This window comes from Dactylosporangium siamense (genome assembly GCF_016862795.1).
Lineage (GTDB): Bacteria > Actinomycetota > Actinomycetes > Mycobacteriales > Micromonosporaceae > Dactylosporangium > Dactylosporangium siamense.
In genome coordinates, this window is sequence record NZ_BONQ01000106.1 from 96,992 (window position 1) to 108,060 (window position 11,069).

The 11,069-nt window shown below is 72.7% G+C and carries 9 protein-coding genes; 6 read left to right on the plus strand and 3 right to left on the minus strand.

All coding sequences use genetic code 11. The features are described from left to right. Positions 1-23: 23 nt before the first annotated feature. Both Dsi01nite_RS33285 and Dsi01nite_RS33290 read right to left on the minus strand, forming a co-directional pair. Positions 24-821 carry a GH85 family endohexosaminidase C-terminal domain-containing protein gene (locus Dsi01nite_RS33285; protein WP_203850290.1) on the minus strand — a complete coding sequence of 266 codons (798 nt, stop codon included), beginning with the start codon at positions 819-821 and terminating at the stop codon, positions 24-26. A gap of 101 nt (positions 822-922) precedes the next feature. After that, complete coding sequence (locus Dsi01nite_RS33290) at positions 923-1,504, minus strand: TetR/AcrR family transcriptional regulator (RefSeq protein ID WP_203850291.1); 582 nt, start codon at positions 1,502-1,504, stop codon at positions 923-925. A gap of 106 nt (positions 1,505-1,610) precedes the next feature. On the opposite strand from Dsi01nite_RS33290, the gene Dsi01nite_RS33295 reads away from it, so the two are divergent. From Dsi01nite_RS33295 to Dsi01nite_RS33310, 4 genes are all read left to right on the plus strand, one after another. After that, positions 1,611-2,255, plus strand: coding sequence for a CatB-related O-acetyltransferase (locus Dsi01nite_RS33295; protein WP_373318883.1), 645 nt, complete (start codon positions 1,611-1,613; stop codon positions 2,253-2,255). A 229-nt stretch (positions 2,256-2,484) separates the two neighbouring features. Beyond that, the gene (locus tag Dsi01nite_RS33300; protein WP_203850292.1) at positions 2,485-2,985 is read left to right on the plus strand and encodes a hypothetical protein; all 501 of its coding nucleotides are present in this window, start codon (positions 2,485-2,487) and stop codon (positions 2,983-2,985) included. A 45-nt stretch (positions 2,986-3,030) separates the two neighbouring features. After that, positions 3,031-4,416 carry a serine hydrolase domain-containing protein gene (locus Dsi01nite_RS33305; protein ID WP_203850293.1) on the plus strand — a complete coding sequence of 462 codons (1,386 nt, stop codon included), beginning with the start codon at positions 3,031-3,033 and terminating at the stop codon, positions 4,414-4,416. Between the two features lie 38 nt (positions 4,417-4,454). Continuing rightward, a complete protein-coding gene (locus tag Dsi01nite_RS33310) occupies positions 4,455-5,474 on the plus strand; it encodes a zinc-dependent alcohol dehydrogenase family protein (protein WP_203850294.1) in 1,020 nt (339 codons plus the stop codon). A 5-nt stretch (positions 5,475-5,479) separates the two neighbouring features. Here Dsi01nite_RS33310 and Dsi01nite_RS33315 read toward each other — a convergent pair whose 3' ends face one another. Further along, complete coding sequence (locus tag Dsi01nite_RS33315) at positions 5,480-6,721, minus strand: KAP family P-loop NTPase fold protein (protein WP_203850295.1); 1,242 nt, start codon at positions 6,719-6,721, stop codon at positions 5,480-5,482. A 154-nt stretch (positions 6,722-6,875) separates the two neighbouring features. On the opposite strand from Dsi01nite_RS33315, the gene Dsi01nite_RS33320 reads away from it, so the two are divergent. Together Dsi01nite_RS33320 and Dsi01nite_RS33325 are read left to right on the plus strand one after the other, a co-directional pair. Next, positions 6,876-9,488 carry a hypothetical protein gene (locus Dsi01nite_RS33320; protein WP_203850296.1) on the plus strand — a complete coding sequence of 871 codons (2,613 nt, stop codon included), beginning with the start codon at positions 6,876-6,878 and terminating at the stop codon, positions 9,486-9,488. Positions 9,489-9,556: 68 nt separating this feature from the next. Then, positions 9,557-10,510: an alpha/beta hydrolase gene (locus Dsi01nite_RS33325; RefSeq protein ID WP_203850297.1), complete on the plus strand. Its 954-nt coding sequence runs from the start codon at positions 9,557-9,559 to the stop codon at positions 10,508-10,510. Positions 10,511-11,069: the final 559 nt, after the last annotated feature.

Sequence of the window (11,069 nt, forward strand, 5' to 3'; positions counted from 1 at the left end):
ACCGGCCGGCTGGTCGGGAGGGGTCACGCGGGCCAGTTCAGGGTGGTCTCGACGGGTTTCGAAGCGGTCAGGTCGTGGCCGATGGCCTGGACCAGCAGGGTGGTGCGGGCGTCGGGGCGGGTGCCGCTCGTGGTGCGCCGGACGGACGGCAGGTAGTACCCGGTGCCGTTCGTGGTGCCGAGGTAGGTCAGCGTGGTGCCGTCCTGGCTCCGGCTGGACAGCCGGTACCGGTACGGCGGCCGGGTCGGTGCGGTCCAGCGCAGCAGGACCTCGGCGGAGTTGCCCTGGATGTCGCTGCGCACGACGGTGAACGCCGTCGGTGCGGCCGGCGGCCCGGACTGGCCGGCGTCGAGGACGGCGAGCAGGCCGACGTTCAGGTCGACGGGACGGGGGCCGGCGCCGGTCAGCCGCACCGCGAGAGCGATCTCCACGATCGGCCGGCCGGTGGCCGGGAGGTCGACGGTGGTGGTGCCCCAGCTCGAGAACGGCGTGGTGACGGTGGAGTACGTGAACTGGCTGCCCTCGTACCGGACGCCGATCTGGAGGGCGAACCCGTTCGGCTGGACGCTGCTGCGGCACGCGACGCGGATCTGCCGTCCGGTGCCGGCGGGCAGGTCGGTCTGGTAGAGCCGGATGAAGTTGTCGGCGCTGAGCGAGCCGTTGATCCGCAGGCTGGAGCCTCCCTGCCACGGGGTCGTGAAGTCCAGTCCGGCGGACGGGTCGTTCAAGGTCGCCGGTGACCAGTTGTGCAGGTCCTTCGGGAACCAGTGCGGCGACGTCGGCTGCAGGCGATGGGCCGTGGGGGTTCTGTCGTGATGCATCGTTTCCTCCCTGCGTCGGGGTTCGCTGTCGCGTGACGGCAGGAGGACGGGACCGGCCCGGGGCGCTGATACGTGCCGTCCGATAGCGGACACACCCGGGCTCAGGCGCGGCGGCCCATTCCGGTGAAGAGGGCGGCGAGGATCCGGTCGACGTACCCGTGGGTCAGGGGTTCCTGGGTGATCAGGAACTGGAAGTACAGCGGGCCGGACAGGATCGCCATGGCCAGGTCGAGGTCGAAGTCGGGGGACAGCTGGCCCTGGTCGCGGGCGGCCCGCAGCCGGGCGACGGTCTTGTCCGCCTGCGGGGTGATGAAGCGCTCGTTGAGTGCGGCGGCGAGCTGCCGGTCGTGCTGGGCCTCGCCGACCAGGGCCTGGAACAGCGGTCCGAAGGGTGGCCCGGCGAGCAGGTCCACGGCGGCGTAGATCTGCGTGCGCAGGTCGGCGATGACGTCGCCGGTGGCGGGGTAGTCCAGGCCGGGCTCGTGCAGTGACAGCAGCGAGTCGAGCAGCAGGGCGCCCTTGGAGGACCACCGGCGGTAGATGGTGTGCTTGCCCGCGCCGGTGCGGGCGGCGACCCCTTCGATGCTCAGCTTGGCGTAGCCGATCTCCTGACCAAGCTCCAGCGTGGCGCGCATGATGGCTTCGGTCCGGTCGGCCCCGCGACGGTGTGGGGTGGCGGTCATGGCGTCACCTTATCGGTACGGCACGTGCCGTTCTTGACAACCGATGACCGCTTCGACAGGATCGCATCGGCACGGTCCGTGCCGTTATGGAAGGACGCGCCTCGTGATGCCCGACCCCACCGTGCTGCACCCGATGCCCGGCCAGCCGCGGGTGGTCCTGCTGAAACCGCTGGTCACCTCGCCGCTGATCGAGGTGGGGGAGTTCTCCTACTACGACGACCCGGACGACCCGACCGCGTTCGAGACCCGCAACGTGCTGTACCACTACGGGCCGGAGAAACTGGTCATCGGGAAGTTCTGCGCGCTGGGCGAGGGCGTGCGGTTCATCATGAACGGCGCCAACCACCGCATGGACGGCCCCTCGACGTTCCCGTTCCCGATCATGGGCGGCGGCTGGGCCGAGCACTTCGACCTGATCACCGGCCTGCCGGGACGCGGGGACACGGTGCTGGGCAACGACGTCTGGCTCGGCTACCGGGCCATGGTGATGCCGGGCGTGCGCATCGGCCACGGAGCGATCGTCGCCTCCGGCGCCGTCGTGGTCGACGATGTCCCCGACTACGGCATCGTCGGCGGCAACCCGGCCAGGCTCCTGCGGCGGCGACACAGCGACGCCGACATCGCCCGGCTCCTCGCCGTGGCCTGGTGGGACTGGCCACTGCCGCGCATCACCGAGCACGTCCGCACGATCATGTCCGGCAGCATCGACGACCTCGAGCGGTGCGCCGAGCAGTGGCTCGGTCGCCCGTAGCCAGGAGCCGGGTTCAGCGGACGAGGACGTCGACGGTGGGCAGCGCGGCGTCGGCGGCGTGTGCCTCGACGATGCCGTCGCGTGCCCGCCGCTCCAACCCGCCGTCCTCGAGGTACTTCGGTGAGCCCGAACGGCGACACCATCAGGTGGTCGAGGGCCACCGGCGCATGGTAGCCGTGGGACGGCCGTGCTCTAAGGTTCGAGGCGCCTGGGCGACGAGGAGACGACGGTGACCAGCTTCGGGACGGGAATGCTGTACATGATGGCCGACGCCGACCTGGCCGAGGGGCCGTCCGGTCCGGCGGTGGCGTGGCTGGCGGAGATCGCGGCGGTCGGGCTGAGCCGGCGGTTCCGGGAGACGGTCGGCGACCGGGTCGTCGAGTTCACCTACGACGGCGGTGAGGTCGGCGTGCGGTGGCTCAGCGACGCTGAGGCCGCCCCGATCCTGGCGGCCGGCGGCGACTGGGGCGACGCCCTGCGGGACTGGCCATCGGTGCTGGACTCCGACCTGCACCTGCCCAACTGCACCGCCGGTGAGGCGGGCAACGTCGAGGCCGACGGCCTGCAGGTCGACGGGTCGTACTTCACGCCGATCGAGCTGACCATCGCCGGCCTCCGGGAGGCACTTGCCGACCGTGAGGACCTGGAGGACCGTGAGTTCCTCGAGACCGAGGTGCTCGCCAGGCTCGAGTTCTGCCGGACCCACGACCTGGTCTTCGTCGTCTACTGACTCGACGGTCCGCGGCGGGGCTGGAAGCGTGTGAGAATGCCGCTCATGTCCGCAGACCGACGGCTCGACCGGCGTGCCGTGCTGGGCGCCGGGCTGGCCGCCGGCGTCGCGGCCCTGGCCGGGTGCGGCGACAAGGCCGACCCGGCCGGCGTCACGCCCAGCGGGAGCGCCGAGGCGACCGCCGCCGACGGCGTGACCGGCGACGCGGCGGCCGGCGGCGCGGGGCTCGGGCCGGCGTCGGCAAGCGCGTCAGCGCCGGGACAGCAGGTGCTGGCAGCGCCGTACAGCCGCAGGCTCGTGGAGATCCTGCAGCAGAACCTGGTGCCGACCAGCGCGAACCCCAAGCATCCCGGCTACGCGGGTGCGGTCGTGCTGACCAACGTCGGCGGGAAGGTGACCACGCACGCGGCGGTCGGCGACGCGCTGCGGTACGGGTCCGGGGCGGTCGAGCTGCCGGCCAGGTCGCGGGTGGCGATGCGCCCCGACTCGATCTTCGACGTCGCGTCGGTGACGAAGATCTTCACCACGATCCTCGCGGTGCAGCAGGCGGACCGGGGCAAACTGGAGCTGTCCGCGCCGGTCGCGCAGTACCTGCCCGCGTTCGACGGGCCGGGGAAGGCCGCGGTCACGGTGCAGATGCTGCTGACCCACACCAGCGGCCTGCCGGTCGGCCCGTCGATCCCGGACACGTCCAAGCAGCCCGACGTCACGGCCCGCTGGGACTACATCATCGCCCGGCCCCTCGCCGACGGTGTGGCGCCCGGCTCGCTGTTCCGGTACACCAGCCTCGGCCTGCTGCTCACCCAGAAGATCCTCGAGAAGATCACCGGCAAACCCCTCGACCAGCAGGTGAAGAACGACCTCACCGGCCCGTTGGGGTTGCGCGACACGGGCTTCAAGCCGCTCGGGTGGCTCAGTGCGGCGGACCAGGCGAACCGTCTCGTCGCCACCGACGCGCGGACCTCACGCGGGCTGCTGCGCGGCACGGTCCACGACGACATCTGCAACGTGCTGGGTGGGGTGGCCGGGTCCGCGGGCATCTTCACCACCGCCGCCGACCTGTCCGTGATCGGGCAGATGCTGCTCGGCGGTGGCCAGTACAACGGCAAACGCCTCATCTCCGACGGTGCGGTGCGCAACATGTTCACGAACAAGAACGCCGGGCTGCCGGCCACCGACGTCGACCGGCCCAACCGGACCTCCACCCACGGCATCGGGTTCGAGCTGGACCAGCCGTGGTTCATGGGCCGCCTGGCCGGCCCGGGCACGTTCGGGCACACCGGGTTCACCGGCTGCGAGCTGGTGGTCGAGCCGCGCCGCAAGCTCGTGCTGGTGCTGCTGACCAACCGGGCCCACCCCAACTGGAGCTGGGCCAACCCCGACCCGACCCGGGTCGCCGTGGCCGACGCCATCGCCGCCGCAATGCCCTGACCCCGTGTAGGGCGCGCCGTGGTGGGCAGGAGCCGCGGATGCGAACGATGACCGCGTGGCGCGTCGATCGGCCCGGGCCGATCGGCGGGCGGCCGCTGCGGATGGCGTCGGTGCCGGTGCCCGAGCCGGGGCCGGGCGAGGTGCTGGTCCGGGTCCGCGCGTGTGCCGTCTGCCGCACCGACCTGCACCTGGCCGAGGGCGACCTGCCACCGCACCGCCCCGGTGCCGTGCCGGGGCACGAGGTGGTGGGTGAGGTCGAGCAGCTGGGTGGGGACGACACCGGCGACCTGCGGGTGGGGGACAGGGTGGGCGTGGCGTGGTTGCGCCACACGTGCGGCACCTGCCGGTACTGCCGCTCCGGCGCGGAGAACCTCTGCCCGTTCTCGTGCTACACCGGCTGGGACGCCGACGGCGGGCTCGCCGAGCACTGTGTCGCGCCGGCCGCATACGTCTACCGGATGCCGCCGCGGTACGACGACGTCCACGCTGCCCCGCTGCTGTGCGCCGGGATCATCGGGTTCCGGGCGTTGCGCCGGGCGGACCTGCCGCCGGGCGGCCGGCTGGGCCTGTACGGCTTCGGCGCGTCCGCGCACCTGACGGCGCAGGTCGCGATGGCACAGGGCGCCACGGTCCATGTCCTGACCCGCTCGGTCGAGGCCCAGCGACTGGCCCTGTCCCTCGGGGCCGCGTCGGCCGGCGCCGCGGCGGACGCGCCGCCGGAGCCGCTGGACGCCGCGATCCTGTTCGCCCCCGTCGGGGACCTGGTGCCCGTCGCGCTGTCCGCGCTGGATCGCGGCGGCACGCTCGCGGTGGCCGGCATCCACCTGACCGACATCCCGCCGCTGCGGTACGCCGACCACCTGTTCCAGGAGCGGACCCTGCGCAGCGTCACCGCCAACACCCGCCAGGACGGCCACGACTTCCTGGCGTTCGCGCAGGACCACCCGTTGCGGGTCACCGTCACCCCGTATCCGCTGTCCGGTGTGGACCGGGCACTCGCCGACCTGGCCGCGGACCGGGTGGAGGGCGCCGCCGTCATGACGCTGCCGGAGCAGTGAATCCGTCAGGGCCCGGCGTCGTCCGGCGCGGCCATCCGAATCGTGCCGAGCAGGCGGGTCACCTCACCGGCGGTCGGCGCCGCCGGCCCGAGGATCTGCCCCGTCGCGCCCAGCGTCCGCCGCAGCCTCGTGTCGTCGGCAAACTCCTGCAGCTCGGCGGGCAGGGCAATGTGCGGCGGCCCGAGCATGACCTGCCAGGCGTCCGGGTGCTCGCGCAGGTGCCGGAAGAACGCCCGGTGCTCGGCCCGGACCACCAGCAGCCGGGCCAACTGCATGTGCAGTGCCGGGCTGTCGCGGTCGCCGACGGGTGACACGTCCCGGGCGAGCACCGCCGTCGCCAGGTTGAGCACGTTGACGAACCGTTTGACCCGGCGCGGGTTGGTGCCGAACCCGGTGCGGACCAGCGCCCAGAACGGCTCGTGGTCGGCGAGGATCCCGGCGGTCGGCGCGACCGCCCGGCGGATCGCGGCGAAGCTCACCTCCGGCAGGAAGAACGGCAGCTGCACGATCTTCTCCAGGTACGCGGCACCGTCCACGCCCATGTCGCCGAACTTCGCGGCCGCGACCCGCACCAGGTGGTCGTAGTCCATGCCGAGCACGAACACGCAGCGGGACTCGCCGAGGAACAGTTTGATCGCCTCCAGCACGCTCACCGCGGCCGCCGGCGTGCACCGGTCGAGGTCGTCGATGAACACGAACAGGCGTCCACCCGCCGGGAGGTACTCCTCGACCGCCTCGGCGAAGTCCACCTCGAACCGGTTGAGGTCGCGGTAGTACCCGGCGTCGGTCTCGGCGATGCGTTCCGCGCCGGCGGTCACGTCCTCGACCCCGACCAGACCGCCGGTGAGCGCCGACACCGACGCCCCGAGCCCCAACCGCAGGGTGAGCCACGTCGTCGCGGCCGCGAGCCGCTTCGCCTTGCGCCCGGCCGGTTCCTCGGTCTGGATCTGCGCCAGCAGCGAGTGCAGCAGCGCCGCCCAGACCTCGACCTTCTGGTCGTACTTCCACGGGTCGAACCACAGCGCCCGGTCCTCCGGCGCGAACCCGAGCCGGTCCCGCCACATCCGCATGAAGCTGCTCTTGCCCGACCCCCACGGCCCGAACACCCCGACCGTCACGGGGAGCACGTCGGCGGCCCGCACGATCGCGTACAGCTCCTCGACGTACGGGAGGTACCCGAACCGGTCCTGGTCACTGTTGGAGATCGGGTTGTCGGACAGGAGCCCGGGCATCGTGCGGTCCTCCATCTGCCGGTTCGTCGCCGCATCGTACAGAAACCGCGCCGCCGTCCCCGCTGTCCGTCAGGTACCGATTGATGGCCGGTCGGCCGTGCCGGACCCGCCGCGTCGATGCTGGGATGGACCGGCACGACGACGTCCACCGTGCGGGAGGAGCCGGTTCATGTTCGTTGGCAGCGGGCGGGTCGCCGAGGTGGAGCGGCTGGTCGCCGCCTTCGACGCGGTGCGCACCGGGTCGGTGCCGGCGCTCATCACCTACGTGGCGCCACCCGGCTGGGGCAAGACGCGGCTCGTCCAGGAGCTGTACCTGCGGCTCGCCGCGGTCCAGGCCGAGCCGTGGTACTGGCCGCCGTCGCTGGTCGGCGAGCCCGGGGCGGGTGCGGTGAGCTCCGGGGACCTCGCCACCGGGCGCAAGGCCGTCCGGCCGCGGCAGCCGCAGGCGCCGGCGGGCGCGGTGCTGCCGTGGCTGTGGCTGACGCTGCCGTCGGCGCGGCTCGGCGACGGGTCACCCGCGCCGGCCGTGGAGCAACTGGTGGTCCAGCTGACCCCGCACCTGCCGCAGCTGCTCGGCCGGCTCGACGGCTGCGGCGGGCCGGTCCAGGCGGCGGCCAGGCGGGCGGTGGCCGGGGTGCTGTCGCCGTGGGACCTGCGGGCGTTGAGCGCCGCGGCGCCGGAGGTCGGCCGGGCGATCGCCGCGGAGGACCCCGGCGACGGCACCGCGGACGTGGCCGGCGACGTGGCCGCGCTGCTGCGCCAGCTGTCGCAGCCGCTGCCGCCGGCCGAGCGGACACCGGTCGTGGTGGTCGTCGACGACGCCCACGACCTGGACGAGTCCGCGGTCAACTTCATCAAGGACCTGATCAGCACCGACCTGCCGACGCTGCTCATCGCGACCACCTGGCCGGAGCATGTCGGCGCCGGTCCGGACGGCCCGCCGTTCTGCGCGTACCTGCACGCGGCCGCCACCGCCGAGCGCTCCACCGTCGTGCACCTGGACCAGCTGGACCCCGACGACCTCGTCGCGTTCGTGCTGCACCAGTTCCCCGGCACCGACCCGCTGGTCGCGAGCCGGCTCGCCGCGCGGGCGGACCGCAACCCCTACGCGCTGCGCCTGCTGCTGGACACCGCGCTGGTGCAGGCCGCGTCCCGCAACGGCCCGATCGAACTGCGTCCCGCGGAGGTCGACGACCTCAAGGGCGGCCTCGACGACCTGCTGCGCCAGCACTGGACCCGGCTTCCTGTCGGGGTGCAGCAGACCCTCGCCACCACCGCGCTGCTCGGCGAGTCCGTGTTGGACGACGTGCTCATCGCGGCGCTCGGCGAGGTCCGGCCCGCCGGTGGGCTCGGCGCGACCCTGGCGACGGCCTGGATCCGCCTGGCCGGGGAGCGGGCCCGCATCGTCGAGTTCATCGAGCGCATCCGGTATGACGTCGCCCGCAGCGCCGCGCCGGCCGTCCTCGCCGTAGGTATCCGCAGCCGCATCCTGTACAGCGCGCTGCGAGCCGTCCGGTATCTGCTCGACGACGACGTCCGCGAGGCGCGGCAGGTGCTGCTCGCCCTGCACGTCGGTCTCGCCCGCGCCGGCGTGGAACCGGACCTGCCGTCGGCGGGGCGCAGCGCCGGCGAACTGGCCGAGATCACCCGCCATCAGCACCGCCGCCTCGACGCGATCACCTACCTCGACCAGGCCGTCACGTGGCTGGACACCGGCGACGACGACGACCGCAGGACCGCGATCACGCTGCGGATCGACCTGACGGCGGCGATCCGGGCCGAGTACACGCTGGCCCTGAGCGAGCCGCACGCCCGTCTGGCGCTACGCCTGGCCGACGCCCTTGACCCCCACGACGAGCTGCGGATCCGAGCCCGGATCTCGCTGGCCCGGTCGCTGATGCGCCGCACCGAACCCGAACAACTCGCCGCCTCGATCGAGCTGCTCCGCGAGGCGGAGGCGCTCACCGACGGCCTGGACGCCCCGTCGCCGCTGCTCATCCACGACCTCTGGGCGATGCAGGCCCACGCCGACGGCATCCAGGGCCGCCGCGCCGACGCCACCCGCCGCTACCGCGACGTCGTCGCCCACTGCGAGCGGCACTTCGGCGACAACCACAGGTACACGCTCGGGGTGATGGAGAGCCTCGCGTACAACGCGCTGCGCAGCGGCGACATCGCCGGCGCCGTCACCGTCCGGCGGGAGATCCTCCGACGGCGGATCGGTCTCATCGGCGACGCCGGCTACCTGCCGACCATGCCGACCCGCACGAACCTGGCCGCCGGGCTCATGCGGCTGGGCACCGAGGCCGCGCTGGACGAGGCCGAGCAGCTGGCGCTGGAAGCGAAGACCGTGTGGTCCCGAGCGTACGGCGTGGACGGTGCCCGGACCCAGCGGTCCCGGCTGGTCCTGGCGGTGATCTGGCAGCGCCGCGGGCTGCTGCGCGAGGGGGCCGGCGACGTCGCCGCCGCCAAGGAACTGTTCGAGCGGGCCGCCGAGGAGACCGGCAAGGTGCTGGTGCTGCGCCAGCAGCGGCACATCAGCGAGTATCCGCTGGCGCTCATGCGGCACGGCGTCTCCCAGGCGTGCCTGCGCGACCACGAGGCCATCGGGTCGCTGACCGAGTCGCTGCGCCTGCGCGAGGTCGAGCTGCGGCAGACCCGGCACCACTGGGAGACGCAGGAGTGCGCCGAGTTCCTGGCGTGGGCCTACGAGCGGCTCGGGCAGCCGCTCGAGGCGGCGAGCATCCGGCGCCTGTACCGGCTGCCTGACACCTCCGGGTGATTCCGCCGGCGTACTTCTGGTGTTCTGGTCGCACGTTCGAGACGTCGCCCGGTGGGCAGGGACACCGCATGGGTTTCACGATGGATGCTCAGGTCGCGGACGCGCTCGCGCCGATCGCCGAGGCGGCGGCCGGCACCATCCCGCCACCGGTCGGCGACGTGGCCGCCCGCCGGGTCGCGTTCGAGCAGTTGATCGCGCACATCGACGGCGCGCAGCCCACCCCGACCGACGTCACCAGCGGCGACTTCATGCTGACCACCGCCGACGGCACCCCGATGCGGCTGCGCTGGTACACGAAGTCCGGGAGCCAGTCCGGCCGGGCGGCGGTGTACTTCCACGGCGGCGGGATGATCCTCGGACACCTCGACCTGTTCGACGGTGTCGTCTCCCGGTACGTGTCAGCCTCCGGCACCCCGATCCTGTCGGTCGACTACCGCCGGGCGCCCGAGCACCCGCACCCGACACCGGTCGAGGACGCCTACGCGGGGCTGGTCTGGCTGCACGAGAACGCCGCCGGACTCGGCGTCGACCCGGCCAGGGTGGCGGTCTTCGGCGACAGCGCCGGCGGCGGCCTCGCCGCAGCGGTGTCCATCCTCGCCCGGGACCGGCAGGGCCCACGGATCGCCAGGCAGATCCTGGTCATGCCGATGCTGGACGACCGCAACGTCACCCCGGACCCGCGCCTCGAACCGTTCGTGGGCACGTGGACCTGGGACGACAACCGCACCGGCTGGCGGGCCCTGCTCGGCGACGCCGCGGGCGGCGGGGACGTGTCGCCGTACGCGGCGCCGGCCCGGCTCGCCGACTGCACCGGGCTGCCACCGGCCTACATCGAGGTCGGCCAGCTCGACATCTTCCGCGACGAGGACCTCACCTACGCGCTGCGCCTGTCCCGGGCCGGCGTCCCGGTCGAGTTCCACCTGCATCCGGGCGTACCGCACGAGTTCGACGGGATCGCCTTCACCGCCGACGTCGCCAAACGCGTCTACGCCGACCGCATCCGCGCCCTCAACAGCTTCTGAACCCCGACGGACGGCGGCTGCCGGGCATAGATCGGCTGCGCATCGGGTCGCCTGAGTACTCGGCTGGCTGTGAGGTGCCGGTTTGAGCCCGCTTGGAGAGGATGGTGGCGGGTTGTCTGGTGATGTGTCCGTGACGCCGCGTAGATCGGGCGATGTGATGCCGGTCACTTGGGCGGTTCGGCATTGGTGGCTCTCGCCCGGAACTGTCGTGGGCGGGTTGGTAACGGCGAGTAATTGATCTTTTAAAATTCTTCCCCGGATCGGTGGTCATCACTATCGTCCTGCCTGCATGACCGTTGCGGGGGAGGCAGGCATGGGTCGTCGGGGCGCATTCTCGGTGCACGGGTCGGGGCGTGGCCGGGTGTGGCGGTGGTTGACCGTCGTGCCAGCGGGTGCGTTGTTGGCCTCCGTGTTGGTGGCATTGCCGGCGCATGCCGCGCCGGGCAACCCGTCTGGGGTGGTGAATCCTCAGGAGCGTTCGGTGGCGGTGTCTGGGGTGCTGGGTCGGGCTCGGCCGGCGGTTGCGTCGGATACGGCGGCGTTGGGGAAGGTGCCTGCG

What these genes read in the sequence shown, in the direction of transcription:
- Dsi01nite_RS33290 (WP_203850291.1), bottom strand. Translation starts at nt 1,504, where the DNA reads ATGACCGCCACCCCACACCGTCGCGGGGCCGACCGGACCGAAGCCATC.
- Dsi01nite_RS33320 (WP_203850296.1), top strand. Translation starts at nt 6,876, where the DNA reads ATGTTCGTTGGCAGCGGGCGGGTCGCCGAGGTGGAGCGGCTGGTCGCC.
- Dsi01nite_RS33285 (WP_203850290.1), bottom strand. Translation starts at nt 821, where the DNA reads ATGCATCACGACAGAACCCCCACGGCCCATCGCCTGCAGCCGACGTCG.
- Dsi01nite_RS33305 (WP_203850293.1), top strand. Translation starts at nt 3,031, where the DNA reads ATGTCCGCAGACCGACGGCTCGACCGGCGTGCCGTGCTGGGCGCCGGG.
- Dsi01nite_RS33295 (WP_373318883.1), top strand. Translation starts at nt 1,611, where the DNA reads ATGCCCGACCCCACCGTGCTGCACCCGATGCCCGGCCAGCCGCGGGTG.
- Dsi01nite_RS33315 (WP_203850295.1), bottom strand. Translation starts at nt 6,721, where the DNA reads ATGGAGGACCGCACGATGCCCGGGCTCCTGTCCGACAACCCGATCTCC.
- Dsi01nite_RS33325 (WP_203850297.1), top strand. Translation starts at nt 9,557, where the DNA reads ATGGGTTTCACGATGGATGCTCAGGTCGCGGACGCGCTCGCGCCGATC.
- Dsi01nite_RS33310 (WP_203850294.1), top strand. Translation starts at nt 4,455, where the DNA reads ATGCGAACGATGACCGCGTGGCGCGTCGATCGGCCCGGGCCGATCGGC.